14 protein-coding genes are annotated in these 21,494 nt (G+C 34.6%); 4 read left to right on the top strand and 10 right to left on the bottom strand.

Annotated elements, in window-relative coordinates; genetic code table 11:
- Positions 1 to 4: 4 nt before the first annotated feature.
- Together PLJ10_01575 and PLJ10_01570 are read right to left on the bottom strand one after the other, a co-directional pair.
- Positions 5 to 1,333, bottom strand: a complete 1,329-nt coding sequence (locus PLJ10_01575; protein ID HOK08333.1) for a glycine--tRNA ligase — start codon at positions 1,331 to 1,333, stop codon at positions 5 to 7.
- Between the two features lie 62 nt (positions 1,334 to 1,395).
- Positions 1,396 to 2,409: a hypothetical protein gene (locus PLJ10_01570; GenBank protein ID HOK08332.1), complete on the bottom strand. Its 1,014-nt coding sequence runs from the start codon at positions 2,407 to 2,409 to the stop codon at positions 1,396 to 1,398.
- Positions 2,410 to 2,531: 122 nt separating this feature from the next.
- Here PLJ10_01570 and PLJ10_01565 point away from each other — a divergent pair, with 122 nt between their 5' ends.
- Both PLJ10_01565 and PLJ10_01560 read left to right on the top strand, forming a co-directional pair.
- Positions 2,532 to 5,738: a glycoside hydrolase family 2 TIM barrel-domain containing protein gene (locus PLJ10_01565; protein ID HOK08331.1), complete on the top strand. Its 3,207-nt coding sequence runs from the start codon at positions 2,532 to 2,534 to the stop codon at positions 5,736 to 5,738.
- 24 nt (positions 5,739 to 5,762) lie between these two features.
- Complete coding sequence (locus tag PLJ10_01560; protein HOK08330.1) at positions 5,763 to 8,096, top strand: hypothetical protein; 2,334 nt, start codon at positions 5,763 to 5,765, stop codon at positions 8,094 to 8,096.
- Here PLJ10_01560 and PLJ10_01555 read toward each other — a convergent pair.
- Positions 8,093 to 9,172, bottom strand: coding sequence for a hypothetical protein (locus tag PLJ10_01555; GenBank protein ID HOK08329.1), 1,080 nt, complete (start codon positions 9,170 to 9,172; stop codon positions 8,093 to 8,095). The two genes, PLJ10_01560 and PLJ10_01555, sit on opposite strands and share 4 nt — an antisense overlap.
- A 78-nt stretch (positions 9,173 to 9,250) precedes the next feature.
- Here PLJ10_01555 and PLJ10_01550 point away from each other — a divergent pair, with 78 nt between their 5' ends.
- On the top strand, positions 9,251 to 10,519 hold the full coding sequence (locus tag PLJ10_01550) for a GspE/PulE family protein (GenBank protein ID HOK08328.1): 1,269 nt from the start codon (positions 9,251 to 9,253) through the stop codon (positions 10,517 to 10,519).
- Positions 10,520 to 10,546: 27 nt separating this feature from the next.
- On the top strand, positions 10,547 to 11,470 hold the full coding sequence (locus PLJ10_01545) for a sugar phosphate nucleotidyltransferase (protein HOK08327.1): 924 nt from the start codon (positions 10,547 to 10,549) through the stop codon (positions 11,468 to 11,470).
- A gap of 11 nt (positions 11,471 to 11,481) precedes the next feature.
- On the opposite strand, the gene PLJ10_01540 is transcribed toward PLJ10_01545, so the two are convergent.
- The 7 genes from PLJ10_01540 to PLJ10_01510 all read right to left on the bottom strand — a co-directional run bounded on the left by PLJ10_01540 (position 11,482) and on the right by PLJ10_01510 (position 21,462).
- Positions 11,482 to 12,525: a hypothetical protein gene (locus tag PLJ10_01540; GenBank protein ID HOK08326.1), complete on the bottom strand. Its 1,044-nt coding sequence runs from the start codon at positions 12,523 to 12,525 to the stop codon at positions 11,482 to 11,484.
- Positions 12,518 to 13,282 (bottom strand): ABC transporter permease subunit, encoded by a 765-nt coding sequence (locus PLJ10_01535; protein ID HOK08325.1) that lies wholly within the window; start codon positions 13,280 to 13,282, stop codon positions 12,518 to 12,520. The genes PLJ10_01540 and PLJ10_01535 overlap by 8 nt, the downstream gene beginning before the upstream one ends.
- Before the next feature lie 3 nt (positions 13,283 to 13,285).
- Positions 13,286 to 14,263 (bottom strand): ABC transporter ATP-binding protein, encoded by a 978-nt coding sequence (locus tag PLJ10_01530; GenBank protein ID HOK08324.1) that lies wholly within the window; start codon positions 14,261 to 14,263, stop codon positions 13,286 to 13,288.
- Between the two features lie 11 nt (positions 14,264 to 14,274).
- Positions 14,275 to 14,727, bottom strand: a complete 453-nt coding sequence (locus PLJ10_01525) for a phosphate-starvation-inducible PsiE family protein (GenBank protein ID HOK08323.1) — start codon at positions 14,725 to 14,727, stop codon at positions 14,275 to 14,277.
- 16 nt (positions 14,728 to 14,743) lie between these two features.
- A complete protein-coding gene (locus PLJ10_01520; GenBank protein HOK08322.1) occupies positions 14,744 to 17,875 on the bottom strand; it encodes a glycoside hydrolase family 38 C-terminal domain-containing protein in 3,132 nt (1,043 codons plus the stop codon).
- 88 nt (positions 17,876 to 17,963) lie between these two features.
- Complete coding sequence (locus PLJ10_01515) at positions 17,964 to 18,530, bottom strand: YbhB/YbcL family Raf kinase inhibitor-like protein (protein ID HOK08321.1); 567 nt, start codon at positions 18,528 to 18,530, stop codon at positions 17,964 to 17,966.
- Between the two features lie 100 nt (positions 18,531 to 18,630).
- Positions 18,631 to 21,462: a LysM peptidoglycan-binding domain-containing protein gene (locus PLJ10_01510; protein HOK08320.1), complete on the bottom strand. Its 2,832-nt coding sequence runs from the start codon at positions 21,460 to 21,462 to the stop codon at positions 18,631 to 18,633.
- Positions 21,463 to 21,494 lie beyond the last annotated feature (32 nt).

Genomic DNA, 21,494 nt, shown 5'->3' with positions numbered 1-21,494 from the left:
AAAACTATGTGCGTTCATGAGTAATGTGTTTTTCTATAAAACCTGCAACATCTTCCATAGGTAGTCGAACTTGTGTCATTGCATCACGTTCACGAATAGTTACGGTTCCATCTTCTTTAGTCTGAAAATCAACCGTAATACAGAATGGGGTTCCGACTTCATCCATTCGGCGGTATCTTCGTCCGATGGCACCAGAATCATCATAAAATGTTATAAACTTTTTACGCAATTTTTTCTCAAGGTCTGTAGCAATTTCAGCCAGTCCATGTTTTTTAACTAATGGAAAAATACCTGCCTTAATAGGAGCCAGACGTGGATGGAGTCGAAGTACTATACGTAATTCTCCTTCTACCATTTCTTCATCGTAAGCATCACACAACACTGCCAATATAGTTCTATCCACACCAGCTGATGGCTCTATCACTGTGGGAATATATCTCTCATTTTTTTCAGGGTCGAAATATGAAAGGTCTTTTTTTGAATAGTTTGAGTGCTGTGTTAAATCAAATTTGCCACGATTAGCTAACCCTTGGAGTTCACCCCATCCAAATGGGAATTCATATTCGATATCAACTGTTCTCTTAGAGTAATGTGCTAAAGACTCCTTTGGATGTTCATACCAGCGGAGTTTATTCTCTCGAATACCAATATCCAAATACCATTGCCAAATCCATTCCTGCCAACGTTCAAACCACTTTTCTTCTTCCTCTTCCCTGCAGAAAAATTCAATTTCCATCTGTTCAAATTCACGGCTCCTAAAAATAAAGTTTCGTGGATTTACTTCATTTCTAAAGCTTTTACCTATTTGTGCAATACCAAATGGGACTTTAACACGGCTGGTACTATATATTTGCTTAAAATCCACAAAAATAGATTGGCAGGTCTCAGGTCGAAGATAAGTATCCACAGCGGTATCATCACTCACCCCAATCCGTGTTCTTAACATACTGTTAAATGCACGTGGTTCTGTTAATTCTCCACCACATTCTGGACAACGGTCACCTTCAATATGGTCAGCACGGAATCGTTTCTTGCATGATTTACAATCAACCAACATGTCATGAAACTCAGCAACATGACCACTGGCTACCCAAGTATCTGGGTGCATTATAATACTGGCATCCAAGCCAAGCATGTCTTCTCTTGTTTGAACAAACACATACCACCAATCATCTTTTAAGTTCTTTTTCAGTTCAACCCCTAATGGACCATAATCCCAAAATCCATTGATACCTCCATAAATCTCACTGGACTGAAAAATTAAACCTCTTCTTTTACAAAGATTTACAATTTTTTCCACTTTCGCATTCCTTTCATGTAGGTGGGTAATCATCACAATAATGGAAGAATATTTTAAAATAAACAGGATAATATTTTAAACTTGCGTTCTAATGTTTACCTCTTTACTCTGTATAGCCTTATCTCATGGGTACGATTTGGGCAAACAACTTCTGCATAAATCCACACCTCATCATTAACCCATAACCAATGAGAATACCTAAATGTAGCAAATTTATCCCCAGGTGTTAAACTTACCAAAAACGGAGAGTTTGGCGTTAAATCTATTATATTATGAAGGTCAAAAGTAAAACCTAAACCTGTTGCTATATTGTAAACAGGGTCATACCAATTCATATTTGAACCTTCATAAACAAACACGAATCCAACTCCTAAAGGTAAAATAGATGAGGGACGCACAAAAAAGTTATGCCATCCATTCAAGTTCATTATCGGCTCGATACTATTTCCTATTGGTTTCCATGTTTCACCATCCTCACTTGTAAAGTGGAATATCCATTCATTTTCTCGGATATACCCTATTACATAACAGTGATATAAATTATCATGGATAAAAATAAAAGGGTCTTTATATCCTCGAGGTTGAATATCTCGTTCAAATCTCTTTTCAGGAGGCTGAATTACCTTTTTTGCTGTATCAGGCTTAAACTCCTCGGGGGTATCTGCATCATCAAACTTAATTATTGACCATACCCCATGTTCATCAGGCGAACATGCATATAATTTATATTTGCTTGTCTTTTTATCAATCACAATGGCTGGACGCTCAAAACCAGAAACGGGTACCTGTTCACGCAAAATATTTTTAACAGTCTTGAAATGAATTCCATCTTCACTTTTTAATATTCTAATCTCATAACCCCTTAAACCTCTTTGTCCTTCGGCGGTTCTCATTCTACATGCAAGCCAAAAAATACCATTGGAATCTCGAACTACTGATGGAGCACCAGCCCACCACTCAGGTTCATCTTTATCAGGGCGAAGTATTACATCGTAATTTGAATTTTTTTGTGTAAAATTTTTAAATATATCTGCAGGTTCAGGAAGTTGAAAATTATCAGTAGCAATTTTATTAATAATTGATATCATAGTTAACATAACTACAATCATACAATTCCTTTCATGTTCATCATTTCTTCATATAATTAACTCGAGATAGTAGTATAATTTGAACTGGGACTAAAAATAAAAGTAAAATTCTTATTCCTCTCGAGAATCATTGAGGATAATAGATGTTTCCGAATCGACAAAAATTTAATCTTGATGGTATCTGGACTGTTGTTCCTGACCCTAATCAACAGGGTGAGGCAGAAGAATGGTTTAATACCCCACCTTTGGGACACGGTATAGAAATCCAAGTTCCACAAATAGAACCTATCCCACCTCAATTTAATCCTATAACAACAACCTTATGGTACTTTAGAGAATTTGAAATTCAAGAAATACCAGATAATAAACTACTTTTCCTTTATTTAAGTAATGTTAACTTCTCAGCATCTCTGTGGCTTAATAACAATTATATTGGTAAACATTTAGGCGGAGCATTTTCACCTTTTCAAATACATATTACAAAATATATAAAGCCAGGAAAGAATTTTCTTGCTATTAAATTGTCTCCTTTTTCAAAAATTGAAGAAACGTACCATAAATTCATCTATGATTCTTCATGGTTGAATTATCCTGGGATTTGGGGGGATGTCTATTTAGAGCAAAGAGATTTGTTCTATATTCAAAAGGTCTGTGTCAGGTCAGATATTATGGGCAAAATGCTAATCATAAATGCCCATACAAATCAAAAAGGAGGTACTTACACAGTTAAAATTCCAGAATTAGGCGTCGATATTAAACATCATCTCCCAAAGATTGTAATACCCTTAAAAAAATTTGACTTATGGGATCCAGATTCACCGATTTTGTATGACATAACTGTAGAATACCAAAATGAAAATAACTCTGATTTAGCCAAGGTTAAATTCGGAATGAGGGATTTTAGTGTTCGTCAAAATTATTTCATTTTTAACTTCAAGCCATTTTTTGTAAAAGCCTTAGACTTTGATTGGAACTATAAAGATATAAACACAGACTCATTGTCAGAAAAAATAATCAGAGAGAATCTATTAATCGTTAAGAAATTGGGATATAATTTTCTATTCACCCATGGCAAACCTCTACCTAATAAGGTCTTAACTCTCTGTGATGAGATTGGCATTTTAGTTTCAGAAACACCCTCGTTAAAATATTCTCAAAACCACCATAAATGGCAAAAAGTAGTAGAACGTGAAATAGATGAAATTGTAACAAATCAAATAAATCATCCTTCTCTGGTTTGGTTTCAAATAGAAGATGCATCAGAGACACCAGAGCCAAAATCACTTATCCATTTCTTTAGAAAAATTGACCGTAGTAGATTTATTAGCATCCAACATAAAGATTCGGGAAATAATGATACGTTTTGTTTTTGCCCACCCTATAAAGTTGATTTATCTCCAATGAAATACATTTCCATTAAACCTCAGCAATACACAAATAATGCGACACGATTATTTTTAGAGCATGTTTGTAATGATAACATATTACATTTTGCTGTAAAGAGTATTGATAACGTCATTTCAGAAAATGAATGTGATAAAAATGCAAAAGGGAATATACTCGAAAAATATTATCTACAAATCAAACAAGGGTTTGAAGAAAGAGACCTGAACTTATCTTTAAATTCTTTTGAAAATTTGCTTGAACAAATCAAAGAGATTTATTTGTCAAATATTCAAACGTATATAGATACTTGTTATCAGCATAGGAAAATTGCAGGGCATTGTATTTCTACTTTAAATCGACCATTATTTTTAGAAGCTGAATCCTTATTAGACACATTTAAGAACTCAACCGAGCTCCTACAGAAATTTTCCTCACTAAATAATAATCTTCGTATTTCCTTATCATTGGAAAAACAAAATCTTACTCAGGGAGAAGAATCCCCAGTTGTTATATCATTACCCCGCTTAGATAATAAAATTTTTATAAATTCTGATGCAGATGAGTCCGAAATTCAAGTTGGATTAACTGTTCAGATTCTAAGCCCAGCAAATCAAGTGTTATGGAAGAAGAAAAAAAAGAATATCAAAATTAAAAAAGACACCACAGATTTATGGCAAGGGGACATTTCAGGGTCAAGTAATATTGGGAATCATTTATTAGTTGCTCAACTATCAATAGATAATAACGTTGTTTCGGAAGTAAAACTTGACTATTATGTAGCACCTACACCTACACCTATTAAAATACCAGTTGAAATAATAGATCCTACAAATTATTATGAAAAAATTTGTTCTGAATGGATAGACCAAAATGGAGAAATCCCTCATATTTATATTCTACCTCCAATCTCTAATACTATTTTTGGCTATCCCGATAAAGAGATTCTAATGATGTTAGAACAAGTTCGGTATGGAGCCATTGGGATTGTCTTTTCTCCACCTGATGATTGGAATAGGCTAAAGGAAATTTTCCCTGACTGTCCAGAATTTACAACAATAGACTTAAACAACTACCCCGATTGCAGTCATTTTCACTATGTCAAACCACATCCTATCTTTTTAAACCTACCTAATCGATGTCTTATGAAAAAACCTTTTAATAACATAATTTCATCTAAGGTCATTGCAGAAAAAGGCGATGAGGATATATGTGGTTGTGTTGTTTTCCCACATCAAGATGAAATAGAACCTTTCTGGGCTAATGACATACTGGTCCAACGTTACGGAATTGGAAAACTTGTATTCACTCATCTGCATATTTTAGAAAACATTTCCATTGACCCATTGGCTACTCATATCTTTACAAATATGGCAACTTATTTTTCGAGAAGGGCTATACCTTCAGAAGAACCTTTACCTATTCCACAATCTTCGGTGGAGTGGTTTAGGTCGGAAAGAGATAAATATTTCCGTAAATGGTTGGTTATTGGAGAATTTCCCATACCCAAAAGTGAAGAAGATACCTATTATCCTTCATTCAAAAATACAAATTTGTCAGAATCTTTTTACGGCAAATATGGCGTGAATACATGGAAGCCATGGTATACAAACAAGAAAAATAATCATTTCCTTAACTTCCATCAAGCTCTTACAATTCCATTACATCCTTCTTACCTCGAACAAGATAACGGTATTGCGTTCGCTTTTGCGGAATTTAATTATGAGGATAATAAGGAGGTTATTGTTCAGGTTAAGACTACTAACCGAATAAAATTATGGCTCAATAATTCTAAAATAATTGAAAACCCAATCCATTCGAACGAAGTCCAAATTCTTGAAGCTAAGGTGACACTTAAACGATGGAAAAACAATATTTTTATTGAGTGTGTCAAGGAAAAAGGAAATCATGGGTTTTCAATTCAGTTCTACGATACAAAAAGAAACCAGTTGGATATAAACTGGTAACAAACAGATATAAGGAGCCATATCATGAAAAACGTTATTTTTATCGCTATTCTTATTTCACTATCTATACTCACTACCGATACTTTTTCTATTTCTCAAAGAAATGAGAATTTCGTTCAGGAAGTAAGGACCTTTTTCAGAGATAAAGAAGGATTGGTAGAAAATAATGTAAAGGATGTCCTCTATTTGCCTAACATAGGCATTGTTATATTAACTCAATCTGGCATGATACAAATATATCAAAATAATAAATGGGAAGAACTAAAAGACATTCCTTTTAAGCCGTTATATATCTCATCAGCTGAAAATAAATTATACATCGCTGATGAAAAGCAGGTAAATGAGTATAACTTTAATGATAAGAAATGGAGTGATATTTCTTTACCCGCTCATGATAACATCACAGACCTATACTGTTTTAATTCAAAGTTATATGTAAATTGTGGGAAAAATATTTTAGAAATAACCCAAACAGAGCAAAAGATAATTAAAGGACCCGGTGTTGATATTTATTCTATTGCTATAGGGGAAAACAACGAACTTGCAATAGGAACAAAAGAAGGTATTTACCAATATGACAATACAAAAGCAGAATGGGTATGGTTACTACCTGAAGATGAGAATCGCCGTTGGGCACCTCGGGATGTTCATGCGTTAGTTTATGACAATCAGGGCAATTTATGGTTTGGAGCCAAAGAAGGTGTTGGAAAATATAATGGCAATTCATGGAGCCTATTTACAGGGAAAGAGGGACTCCCATGGAATGAATTTATCTCTGCCGTGGCTGGAGAAAAGGATGATATCGTTTGGTTTGCCACTAAACGAGGTGCAATAAGGTATGAACAAAACAAATTCAGTTACCGTTTTAGCCATCGCTGGCTCTTAAATGACCATGTCAATTCTATTGCAATTGAACCCAATGGTAATGCGTGGTTTGCCACACCTGATGGACTCTCTCTAATTGAACGGAAAATCATGACCTTAGAAGAGAAATCTGATTATTTTATTCAACAGGTTGAAAAACGTCATAATCGTGACGGTTATATTGCCGAATGTAGACTTCTCGAGCCTTATAATACTGACACATGGGAATCGGAAATATCTGATAATGACGGGCTATATACATCTATGTACGGTGCGGTTCATGCCTTTCGTTATGCAGTTACAAAAGACTTACAATCAAAAGAAATTGCAAAAAGAAGTTTCTTTGCATGTAAACGGCTTGTTGACATTACAGGAAGAGGTTTCCCTGCACGAGTCCTTATTCCCATAGACTGGCGTGAACCTGTAAATGAACTAATGGGAAAAGAATATAATGCACGTAGGCAAATAACCGACCCCCTGTGGAAACAGATTGTACCCCGATTTGTAACATCCTCTGATGGGAAATATATGTGGAAATGTGATACAAGTTCTGACGAATTAGCAGGACACTACTTCTTTTATGGAATTTATTACGACCTTGTAGCTGAAAATGAAGAAGAAAAACAACCTGTTCGTGAAGTGGTTAAAACAATAACTGACCATCTTATTCAAAACAATTATTGCCTTATAGACCATGATGGGAAACCTACCCGCTGGGCTTTTTTCAACCCTGAAATGCTACATTCACTCAAAGGCTGGGAACAACGTGGATTAAATTCTATGATGATGTTATCCTTTCTCCGTGTAGCACATCATATTACAGGGGATGAGATTTATAATGAAAAATTTAATGAGTTATGTAACAAGTATTTCTATCATATTAATGCAATGCAATCGAAGATGTATTTCCCACCAGATTATGTTGTCCCGTGGGATAATAATCTTTGTCTTATGAGCTGGTTTGGAATTTTTAGATATGAAAATGACCCAGAAAAATTACTTCTATGGCGAATTGCAGTAGACCATGCATGGCAACATGCTGGAAGGATGAAACAGCCTTTCTGGAATTTCCTATATCTTGCATGTGCAAAAGAGTTTTCAAAACATGTTCAAGAAAATCGTTTTAAGGACTTATATTCAGATGTCCCTGGGTTAGTTCCAATGGTGTTGATGAGTTATACGGAACCAAATAAAATTGCTTTAGAGCATGCGTTAGAAACCTTAAAAGGAATCCCCTTAGATTTAATCTCTTATTGTATGGACAATACGAAAAGGCTTGATGTTGTGTTTGACGCAGACCGACACCCCGAACGGGTACGAGGTTGGCATATTGATGGGTATGCTTTGCCTATTCAAGAATTACCTCATCTCCGTAATGATAATGACCCATTTACACTGAATAGTTGTTCAGGAAGGGATGGGGTAAACGAAAATGAAGGAACGTTCTTCCTTCTCCCCTATTGGATGGGCGTATATTACGGATACATTAACTAAAGTTTTTCACTCTTTTTCTTTGTTGATTTTTTACTAAGATTTTTTTGGGAAGGTGTCTTTTTATTTTTTTCTTCATTTTTATTAGACACTGCTTTACTTTTAGCATGTTTCTGTTTAGAAACTTTTTGTTTTACTTTCTTTTTCTTGTCTATTTCAACAGTGTCTAATTTATCTTTATTATCATCTTTTCCCTTGTAAAATGGGTCTGGGGGAACATAGGTTCCAAAGAGAGTATCTTCAATAGCAAGTAAATATCTTTTCTTCCCATCTTTTGACATTCTCCCCAAATGAGTTTCTTCTACTTGCTCTAATTTTTCTTCAGGCTGAGTTTCTTCTATGTCAGATTTCACAGACTCTTCAACAACTCCTGATGTTTTTTGTATTGCCTGTAATCGAGCAATTTCATTAACCGCAATAGAATGAAATGGCGTTTTGGTTCTTTTCTTCAGTATTTGCTTATATATTTGAATTGCTTCTGAAAACTGCTGATATATATTCGCCTTAATTTTTGCTTGATAATATTTGGCTTCAACCCAAGCATCCGACCTGTCGGGATACTTATCAATAATTTCTTGAAGGATATTAAAAGCATCTTCATATCTACCTTTCGATTTTAACAGCCGAAAAGCCTCAAAAAGAGCCTCTATTTGATGCGTTTTATAACTTCGATATAATTCTATGGCTCCATCAATATCACCTAATAATGCTAATTTTCTTGCTGATGCAAATGGAGATGGGTCTTCAATTTTAGCACCAACAGGACTTATTTGTTCCATTATGCGACTGGACACAGCATTAAGAAATAAAAAGGAATAGTAAAACAATGGGATAATCCAAAAAAGTAAACACCATCCGAGAATAGTAATTCGATGTGATGGTTCTGCTCTTAAATACATATACCCTGAAAATAACATATACACAATTAAAAGGGTCAACCATAGAACAACAATAATAGATATTTTTGGACTCTCTCTCTTCTGCACAAATATTATTTTAATAAATTTTCCCACTAACAAAAGAAGTGATACAAATGCAAAAAGATATACAAGTTCATCTATTGTCGGATAATAATCCATTTTTATTATTAGCCCAAACTTTATTACCGTTAAAATAATAAACTTTGTTATATTATACCAAAAAAGGATGTTATTTGTATGTCAAAATCAAAAGATAAAAAATTACCTAAACAAATTGTTCCTTTATCAGATATTCAAGGATATATTTCTACTGTGTTAGAAGAGAGTGACGAAACTACAATTGCGGATCTAATCGACTTCATAATTACACAAGGGGCTTATCATATTTCGAGTGATATTCATTTAGAACCATGGACAGAACATACTGCTTTACGCTATCGCATTGACGGTATATTACACCAAGTAGCCTTAATTCCAAAAGAATATCATGGAAAATTAGTTGCAAGAATTAAGGTATTAGCAGACCTTGTCATCTACAGAAAAGATATACCGCAAGATGGAAGGATAGACCCAACAAAAACTTCTTGTAAATATCCTCTGCGAGTCTCTGTAATACCTACAATAAAAGGTGAAAAAGTAGTTATCCGCGTTTTGGGAGAAACCCAGGAGTTATTTCATCTTGATGTACTTGGGTTTCAACCCAATGTTGAACAAAAATTAAAAGAAATTATTCGCAGAAACCAAGGAACTATTTTGCTCACAGGTCCAAGCAGTAGTGGCAAAACAACAACGATATATGCCTTAATTCAGGAGATGATTAATGCTCCTCGAAACTTACCTAATATTGTCACTATTGAAGACCCTGTTGAGTATTCGATGGATAAAATCTCTCAAATTCAAATTAATCCTCATGTCGACTTTACATTTGCAAATGCACTTCGTTCTATTTTAAGACAAGACCCTGAAGTTATTATGGTTGGTGAAATTCGAGACTATGAAACAGCAAGAATTGCCATTCAGGCAGGCTTAACAGGACATCTCGTCATAAGTACCATTCATAGTGGAACATCTGCAGGTGTTTTTATACGATTAATAGATATGGGCATTGAATCATATTTGGTGGCATCTTCCGTTATTGCAAGTTTGGCACAACGATTAGTTCGTATTAATTGCCCTGACTGCATTGAAACTTATAATCCACATCCATCTGTTTATTCTTTTTTTGACTTAAAAAACACCAAAGAAACCTTTTACAGAAGCAAAGGGTGTTCCTTATGCCAGTATATAGGTTATCGAGGTAGAGCATGTATCGGTGAACTATTGTATGTAACCTCTGCAATTGAAGAGTTGATTTTAAAGCATCCTACTGTGTCACAATTACATACACTCGCAGTTTCGTTAGGAATGGAAACAATGGCTGAAGACGGTTTAAAGAAAGCAAGGAAAGGTATCACAACATTAGAAGAGTTAATACGTGTTTTACCATTAGGTTCACATATATATTAATTTTTCAAACAAAAAGAGGACATTTTCATGTATCAAGGAGTTATATTAGCTGCAGGACATGGAGCAAGGTTAGGTTCTTTCGGGCAACAAAATCCAAAACCAATTGTACCTATTGCAAATAAACCTTTGATTGCTTACCAAATTGAAGCGCTTAAACAAATAGGAATTACAGATATTATTATTCTTATTGGGCATTTAGGTTACCGTATTATTCAAACAATTGGCGATGGTGGTGAATGGGGAGTAAATATTCGGTATGTGGAGCAGGAAAAGAGATTAGGATTGGCACATGCAGTAGGACAGTTGGAACCTTATATTTCAAGTCCTTTTTTACTGATATTAGGTGATATTTTCTTCCACGCTCCTCAATTAAGCCAAATGTGTGAAATTATGAAAAAAGAAGCCTGTGCTTGCATCTTAGCAACCAAGGAAGAACAAAATTTTGAAGTCATTCGAAAAAATTTCAGTGTGCAAATCAATTCTGAAGGTTATGTAACACGGGTTATTGAAAAACCTAAATATCCCCAAACAAAAATTAAAGGCTGTGGAATTTATCTATTTGATGAGCGAATATTTGAAGGAATTCATAGAACACCTCGAACTGCCTTAAGAGACGAGTATGAACTTACAGATTCAATTCAAATCTTGATTGACTTAGGGTATTCTGTAAAAGCATTACCTATTGTAGAATGGGATGTAAATCTGACTTATATCAAAGACTTAATAACTTGTTGCCATCTTGAACTAACAAGACAGGGTAAGAATATGATTCAGGGTAAAAACTGCAAAGTAGGCGAAAATTGTTCCATTGTTTATTCTGTGTTGGGGGATAATGTTGAAATTGGAGATAATTGCAACCTTGATAAATGCGTTATCCTAAATAATGTCTCTATCCCTTCAAATACAAACCTAAAAGATAGTGTTATATCTACTGAAGGCATTTTGGAATAACATAGATTTATTCAGTTATTCACTTGTCGCCAACTAAGGGTACCTATATTAGGATTGTAATCCCATTCTCGGTTTTCATACGGTTGTTCAGGGATAAAGGTCATAACATGTTTTTCAATTAATTCCTGCAATGTAAATGGATACCTTCCAAAACGCTCATAAAAAGTTTTTATCCCATTTTCAATTAGATGCCTGTTCCTTTCTAATTGTTCATCCAAAATAGTTGTATTTTCAACCTTTCCTGATTTCGTTATAAAAAACTTTCCACCTAATGGGTCTATAATCGACTCTTTTGCGAGACCAAGTTCCTCTAACCCTTCAGGGAATTTATTATACTGAGAGACATACTGTTTCAACCGTTTTGTTAGTTCTCTACATATTTGTTTTATCTCCACTTGTATCATTTTTCGTTCTGCTAAATCTCGTAGCAATTTATCCTCACTATTTAATAGTTTAGACCACATATCTCTTTCTATTTCTATCAAATCATGCTCATAATTTAATTTTTCTGCTAAATCAACGATAAATTGGGGAGCTTTACCTGTAGCGGCACTCATTGCAAAATAATAACCTGCGAGTTTCTTCGAGTTTGGTTGATTTGCCCTATTTAACAGATAAATCATACCTGCTTCGTACGGTAAATCCCATGTTTCTGGTCTGTAATATATTCCACGATGTAGTAAATTAAGTGCAGCATCAGAGTCCGCCCGTAATGACGATAAAAATATACTGCCGAAACGATACACCTCCCTAAAATATGGATCTAACTGAACAACTGCATTTAACATTTTTTCCAACCACTCAAATTTATAATCACCGTGGATTTCAGAACCTACATAAAGTAGGCAATGTATCCATAACAAATCGGCTACAATCGTGTCTAATCCCGCCGTAAAATACCGTAATAATTTTTCATTGGGGAGGTAGAGTAACTCTTTAGATGAAGTGCGTTGAATAGTACTTATTTTATACTGTAATAACACAACAAAAATAAGTACTACAATAAGAAAGAAGAAATGAAGTCCTTTTCTTTTTTTTTGCGAAAAATTAAACATCTTTTTTCTGGAACATTAAAATTGCAAGATATATGAAAAATAAAGTATAGAGTATTCCATAAACAACCACATATAAAACATAAGCAAATGAAATTGGCACACCATTGACAACTTCAGACCGAATATCAAAGTTAGCAAAGTTTGGAAGGATATAGTACAACCCTTCTAATAGTGGTTTTGTCCAGCTCCCTTCAAACATTTTTGGTAAATCAATAAGGACACCAGTGGCATGTCCAAAAACATAGAAACAAAAAACCATAATAGCCCCTAAAATAGGTGAACTTAATGTCGAAAAGAGAACAGCAAGTGATGTGACTAATAGTAACTTCATAAGAACTAAAAATGAGGCTATAAAATACCAATAATTTATATCCCCTCCCAAAATCCAGACATAACCAGCAGATATTAAACTCATAATAATCACTACATTCGCAATTAAAATTGATAATCCCATATATTTACCAATGACAAACTCATAACGGTGAATGGGTTGAGCAATGATGGTATAAATTGTCCTTTTGTCAATCTCCTTATAAACGAGACTGGTTCCAACAAAAATAGCAATTAATGCACCAAATACAGATATACCTGCAAGTGAAAGGTCTTTAATGATTTTAATATCTTGTCCAATACTAATCCAGCCTATTGCCTTTGAGCCAACAATAATTACCAGAGCGAAGAATAGTAAAACATATAATACTTTGTCACGAACGGACTCTCTGAACGTATTTAATGCAACCGCTAATATCCTTCTCACCGTTTATTCCTCGACCCGTGAATAATATATTTCTTTTCTCTTCTCTTGTTGTTCTTCTTTTATTTGCATACGAATAAAGAAATCTTCCAGTGTTTCCTTCTGTGGCGATAACTCTACTAAATGTCCTCCAGCAGATATACACTTAAAAACAGCGTCATTTGCTATTTGTAAATTCTCAAATTGAAAATGTGTATAATCTTCCCACTTTCTAAGAAGTATCCCTTGATATTCTAATTCACTTATCACGTGTGTAGGTGCACTTTTAAAGACAACTTCGACCTTCCTAATTTCTTGTTGTAATACATCTCTAATATTACCTGATGCAACAAGTTTTCCTCGGGATAAAACACCTACCCTATCACATAATTGTTCTACATCACTCAATACATGAGAGCTAAAAAAGATAGTTTTACCAAACTCCCTTTGTTGTTGTATAAGTTCACGGATATGCTTTCTACCAACAGGGTCCAGTCCGCTCATAGGTTCATCTAATATTAACAAATCAGGGTTTCCAACTAAAGCAATAGCAAATCCAATCTTTTGTCTCATTCCTTTTGAAAAATTCTTTAATCGTATATCAGAAATTGTTTTTAACTGCAGAAGTTCTTCAAGTCGTAACCATTCCTCATGTCTTTCTTTAGATGTCATCCCTTTTAATCTGCCATAAAAATCGATTGTTTCCCGTGGTGTCAAATACTCATAAAAATAAGGTTGTTCAGGCAAATAACCTAAGGTGCGTCTTGCCTCTGGGTTTGTTGCCTCAACATTATTTATATAAACCTCTCCAGAAGTAGGTAATAACAAGCCACATATCATTTTTATTGTTGTGGTTTTCCCTGCTCCATTACGACCTAAAAACCCAAAGACTTCTCCCTTTTTTATTTCTAATGTGAGGTCTTTCACCGCATGTATTCTATCGGGGGTTAGCCCCGAATATTTTTTAGTTAAGTTGACCGTTTTTAATATTACCGTTGTTTCCATACAGGTAACATCTATTTCTCTTTTTTGAATACTACTTGGTCTATTTTCACAAACCAATATGCAACCGCAACTGCAATAACCAATACACCCAGTGCTAATACATTAAAAGGTTCAACCTTATTAAAATCCATAATAATAACTTTTCTGCTTACTGCAATAAGTGCTGTTGCGACAACTGTTTTGACATGTATTGCGTCTTCTCGAAGATAAAGAACTATATTTTCATATATCTCAATGGCAATTAAAACACCTAAAAATGCACCGAAAATATCTACTAAATCATCGACCGTTAGCAAAAATTTTGGGACATTCCATATTTTTGACATAACCACACTGACGATATCAATTGCTGAATAAGCAATGACAAAAACCATAATCAGTGTTAAAAATCGAATAACCCAACGCAAACATTCTTGAGAAAAATTAATTACTTTTTTGTCAAAATTACTTGTTTTGTTTTCCATAAAACATTCTCTATCTTTAACTACGATAATATACTTTTATTGTTTTAATTTCAAATGGCAAGAAGTCTAACAAAACAGTATTTCCATTACTTATCTCCAATGAACTTGTATTTTCTTCCAATAAATTACATATATATGCTTTTCGAATTCGGAACGGAAATACAATACTTGTAGCCCCCCGAGACTTGCCTGCTTCGTATAATCTTAGTATTAGGGCATCATCTTGTTCTGCCTTTTTTACAGTTTCTAAGATAATATTTGGATTATCAATTAGACACAAATTAAGAGACTCATTTGCCTCTGTTTCCTGATACGAATGTTTATAAATCATAGGTGGAATGTTTAGTTCGTAAGCTGAATTTACAACTGTTTTCACGTTAAATGCTCCCATATGAGGCAAAATTGAATATGTGAAGGTATGTAACCCTTGGTCTGCTTCCATATCTGGAGCCATAGGGGAACGTAATAAGGTTATTGAGATGCGACCTTCGTAGGCATCATGTCCATATTTACAATCATTTAATAGGGCTACACCATAATTTGTTTCAGAAATATCAACCCATTTATGTGCACATACTTCCAGTTTTGCTCTGTCCCATGATGTATTCTGGTGCAATGGACGTTGAACATATCCAAACTGGATTTCATTCTTAAATTCCTCTGCTAATATATTGAAATAAAAACCTGCCTTTAATATGGTATGCCGTTCGTGCCAATCTACCTCAGTTTTAAAGTCAATTCTTCGGCTCTTAGCATAAAAAATAACGTTCTGAATTAGTTTTGAGTTTCGCCCAATTTTATATTGTCGGCGAATAGAATGAACAAGAGAGCCATCTTCAATAATTTCAGATGATATTAATCGCTCCTCACTAAAAATTTTGTCTCGATAATCTGCATTAATATCCCATGCATCCCAGCATACGGGAATATCCTCAGCAGTAAATAAATAATTCAAACAAAATCCTGGTTTTACAACCTCACGTTGACATTCTTTATCCCATAAACTTATGATTCTTCCTGCCTTATCAAATTTAACTCGATAAAATGGCGTTTCCAATGTGCTATTTAAGTTTACAAAGGGACTTGGCTTTATACGCTCTGTTTTTCTTAAAGCAATTGGCACAATACTCATCGGAGGTAAAAGCATAGAGACATACAAACCATCTTTTACCTGTTGAGTTTCTAAATGATTTCCTTTAACATCTACAGCCTCGTTAAATTCATGTTCTGGAATAAATATCAAATCATTTCTTGTCCATGCTAATGAGTTTGCAACAATATATCCTTGTTTTTCAGGATCCGAATATACATTCTTCCCTAAAAATCGAAACGTCTCATCTTTAATTGTATTCAGCTCTTTTTCAATTTCGGCAAATTCCTTTTCAGCAGTCTCATATACTTCATGAATAGAACTTCCTGGTAGAATGTCGTGAAACTGATTTGTCAAGAGTTTTCGCCATAATTGTTCTAATATTTGAGACGGATATTTACTTCCATATATAAATGCAAGTGAACTCCAAATCTCTACCTCACGAAGAAGAAGTTCCAGCTTCCTCATAAATTTTTTTGTTTTTGCCTGAGTTGTATAGGTTCCTCGATGTAATTCAAGATATAATTCACCTACCCAACAGGGAAGTTCATCTTTTATCTTTTCTTTAAGATTTGATAAAAACTCTGACACATTCACAAAACTAACTTTTGGACAGCCTTCGACATCTTTAAGTCGCATAGCAATTTCAATCATTTCAGGGGTTGTACCACCACCGCCATCTCCATAACCTATAGAACATAAAACAGAATCTTGTATGTCTTTCTGCTGGACATAATCCCATGTTTCTTTTATAACAGTCGGCGTAGGAAAAGCGTTATACCCATTGGTGCGAGTTGTTAGAAAATGAGTAAAGATTCGTGTCCCGTCAATTCCTTGCCACCAGAATGTATCGTATGGGAAACGATTTGTGTCATTCCAATTAATCTTACTGGTAACAAAGTGCTTGATATTACATTTTTCTAAAATTTGTGGTAATGCAGCAGAATAACCAAACACATCAGGCAACCAGAGCGTATCAGGGGTATAACCAAAATATTTTTTTACTGCCTTAATCCCTTCAATAAACTGGCGAACAAGAGATTCACCTCCAGAGATATTACAATCTGCCTCGACCCACATACCCCCATTAGGTTCCCAACGACCTTCTTTGACTTTTTTACTTATCTTTGTAAGCAACTCTGGATAATGCTCTTCTATCATTTTATACAATACAGGCTGAGATTGAATAAATCGGAATTCGGGGTATGTATCTAATAACAACAGCATACTTGAAAAAGTTCTGGCTGATTTTCGTATGGTCTCGCGAACAGGCCAAAGCCAACCAATATCGATATGAGCATGCCCAACAACCCCGACAAAAGGCGTTGTAGAACCATTTTGGCACTTCATTAATGATGCAACTATTTTTTGAGCTGATTTTGCAGAATGTTCTAATTCTTCTTCTGAATCCCAATGCATTGGAATAAGGTCAAGTGCTTTGTTTAGTTCTTTTAAGATTCTGGCACGTCGTAATGAATTATTATCAAGTATTTTTGCTATATGAAACAGGACTAAGCAGTCAAAATAAAGCTGGGTGATAAACGGTCTTTCAAAAAGTAATTCACTGGATTCTAATGTCAAAGGTGGCTCCTCTTCTGGAGCCTCGCCTACAGAATGTAATGTTCTCACTCTTAGGTCGTATCCTTCAACCCCAGGAAAAGGATGCCCACAATATGCTTCAATATATATACTATACTCTTCGCCACCATAAGCATAATTATTTAATAACACCTCTCTGTGCTTTATATCCATACCAGCATACGGCTTACCATTTACAAATAGTAATTTTTCGGCTACACTATCATGACGGTAAAAGATTCGATACCCTTTGAATTGTTTTGGTATTTCTATTTTTCCGCGGAACCAAACCGTTTCCCAGTGTTTCCCCCATTTTGAACCAATCGGGGCTGATTCATATTTAAGATGGTCTGGAGGCTGTCTAAAATGCTCCATTGTTGGAGACATCTCTAAAGGCACGTCACATATCTTACCAAAACGCCATTTACTTATAGCCTCTAACCTATGCTCCAACTTATGTTCTACTTCCAATGGTAACATTATTTATCCTTTCTATGTCTATGAAGTATAAAAATACCACCTATTATCTTTTGATAAATTTTTAAAATAGGTATTATACAACTAAAAATTATCGCTGGTAAGTACCCATATATTCTGAACTGGCAAGTATATGCCCTTCCATCGCCTTTAACAGGTCTGCCTTTTTGGAACCAGCAGGTAAGTCTAAAACTACATTTAATGCATATAACTTAAAATAATATCGGTGTGGTTTTCCTGGCGGAGGTGCAGGTCCATTGTATCCTATTTTACGGAAGTCGTTGGTTCCCTGTTTTGCTCCATTAGAAAGTGTATTTTGTTTCGGGACACCTTCGGGTAATCCTTTTTCCGTTGGTGGAATATTGAAGATAACCCAATGTACCCACGTTCCTACTGGTGCGTCAGGGTCATCAGAAATTAAAGCAAGCGATTTAGTTCCTTCTGGAACTCCTTCCCAATTTAATGGGGGGGACAAATCAGGACCATCTCCTGTATACTTTTTAGGGATAGGAGAGCCCATCTTAAATGCAGAACTTGTTATTGTTAATTTTGCATTTGACATATCTACATCTCCGATAGGTTTTGGTTCATCAGTATATGTAAACAAAGGGAATAAAACTATTATAACTATATGAAGCAGAATTAAAATTCTTTTCATGATTTCACTCCTTATTTACCACAATATAATTATAAACTATTCAAGGAATTAAAGAAAATAACTTTTAATAAAACACTATTATAAAAATTAAGGTATGATGTCAATTACTTATAAGAATTTTTTCTCCAATCTGTAAAACCTTTTTTTCATCGATTTTGTTAATTTCCATTAACTTTTTTACAGGGACACCTGTTTTTTTCGATATTGTATATAGAGAATCACCTTTTCCCACAATATATATATTTGATTTTGGTTCGTTAGCTGTTTCTGTCCTCTCACTTTCTACTCTTTGTCTTTTTGGCTTCACAGAAGCAGTATTCAAGATATTCTGTGAAGATTTGGTTGATTTTATTTTTAATTCCTGGCCTATTTTTAATTTTGATGTTGGCTCTAAATTATTCCATGTCATTATGTCAGAAACAGAAACATTATTTTTTTGTGCGATACTCCACAGACTATCGCCAGGTTGTACTTTATAAATTTCAGATTTGGCTACCTGCATTTGCTCAACTTCATTATGACTTGTATTAGGTTCTTTTTCTTTTTTTTCCACCTTACTCGAATTAGAAACATTTGGTTCATACGGAGTGGATAACGATGAAGCAGGAATAGATAATTTCATTCCTATTTTGAGGGATTTCGGATTTACTTGCGGATTGCATTCTAATATTTTTTCTGAGGGTATATTATACTTTTTAGCGATTGACCATAAGGACTCACCAGATTGAATGGTATGTTCTATCGTTCCCATAACACTTTTATTTGTTTTATTCTCGTCCAATTTTCCCTTAGACGTTCCATCAACTTTATCCTCATTAACAACTTTCACTGTGTCGGTCTTATTATTCATTTCTGTGTTTTTTGATAATAATATTTTCTGACCAATTTTTAACTGAGATTTAGTATCCAAGTTATTCCATTCTAAAAGAGATTGCAGTGAAACATTATTTTCTTTCGCAATTTTCGACAAAGTATCACCTTGTTTAACTGTATACACTTTATTTTCCAATTTTGTTGTTTTTACCTCCATATTGGATTCTTGCACTTTTGCATATTCAGATTGTGGTTTCTTAGTTTCCATTTGGGCTGTTTCTTGCTTAACGATTAACTTTTGTCCTATTTTTAGAATTGACCTGTTGCTTAAGTTATTTAATTCCATTATCTTTTCAGGTTTAACCGAATATTGCTTTGCAATAGAGCTAATTGTATCCCCATTTTTTACTGTATAGTAAACATTTTTCTTAATCATTTGCTGAGTGGATGATTCTTTATCTTTACTCGTATTGTTTGTAGTAGAATTTGACGCAAAAGAAACACCCTGTTCGGTCTGTGGTTTTAATCTAATTTTTTCGTCTACTTTAAGCCGTCTATCTCCAGTAATGTTATTCCAAACAGCCAAATCATTAAGCGGAATGTCATATTTTTTGGCTATGTGATACAAAGTTTCACCTTGTTTAACGGTATGATAATCTAAGTCTTTCTTTTTTATATTTTCACTTTCCTCATGATGTTTCGCAAAATTAACCACTTTATAATTAGACATTGGAACCTGTAATGTTACCCCAGTTTTTATTGATTTTACAGAGGAGAAGCCATTTACCTTTAAAAGCTCATCAACACTAATCCCATGTTTACGTGCAATCTGATAAGCACTTTCTCCTTTCTTTACTGTATACGCTATAAATTCTGTCCGTTTTAATGATGGGTCATCCAAAACCTTTGCTAATTTGACCCCATCCCCTGCAGGCAACATAAGTTTACACCCTTGAGGCGGTGTAACTCCCCGAATTAAATGTGGATTCCATGTTGAAAGGGTCCCTGGTTTATAATTCATAACACTATCTAATGTGTCTAATGCATACATTCCTTTAATTTCTATTTCATCCCATTGTATTGGTGAATATGAAGACGGTGTAAAGCCATACGGTGTCGGATCATTACAAATAAGAATATAAGCAAGAAATCTTGGATAGTATTTTTTTGTTTCTTCCTTTATCCGATAACAAGCTGGAGGGGTTTCTGTTAATGTCCAGAAATTTCTATCTCCACCATTAGCTTCTATAGCACGTAGTAACCCTCCTTCACCCATATTATAAGCACTAATTGCAAGTTCCCAACTGCCATTAAAAAAGTCGTGAAGGTTTTTCATATAATTTATAGCAGCAGAAGTAGCAATTCGCCAATTATATCTCTCATCCACATAAGAATCTATTCTCAAATTATAATGGCTACCCGTAGAACGAATAAATTGCCACATCCCAGCAGCACCTGCAGAGGAATATGCTTTTAATTTATACATACTCTCAACCATAGCAACCCAACATAATTCTTGTGGCAATCCTGCTTGTTTAAGGGCATTCTTCAAATGTGGCACGTAATAACCACTCCTATCCAACCCCTCCTGGAAGCGGTCGGGATATCGAGTTTGAGCGTCTTCTATCTCATATAAGACACGTTCAGGCACTGGAAATGGAATCTCTATAGATTTATAAGGAGGTGTTGCCTTAAGTCCATCTATAATCTTATAAGTGTTCATAGATTCAAAGCTTATGCTACGCTCTGTGGCAGGTAGCATTTCTACTTCCCAAAAGTTATTTAATTCTTGAAAGATTCCAGGGACAATACCAGCATTAATAAGAGTTCTACGAACAGTTACATATTTCTCCTGTGCCGTTTTCTTATCCCCCTTTTTTAAGGCTTCTTTTGCCTCATTGAAATATGCTCCCGCTACCCTCAATGACTGTACAGGTGAAGCGGTAGGTATGGGGGGTAACTCTTTCTCTGGAATTTCAGAAGGTGGGTGAGGTTTAAATTGAATTGGTCTTAATCGGTGTTCCTTGGCACAACCTATAATAATAGAAATGGAAAATACTATAACTATTATCAATCTACACAATAAATCTAACAAATTACTAATCTTAACTTTATTCATCCTCATCCATTCTCTAATGTTAAAATTAAATA

The sequence above is a fragment of the Candidatus Hydrogenedens sp. genome, assembly GCA_035361075.1.
GTDB lineage: Bacteria > Hydrogenedentota > Hydrogenedentia > Hydrogenedentales > Hydrogenedentaceae > Hydrogenedens.
Note: the sequence above shows the minus strand (reverse complement) of the source record. Positions and strands in the feature narration are given on the sequence as shown.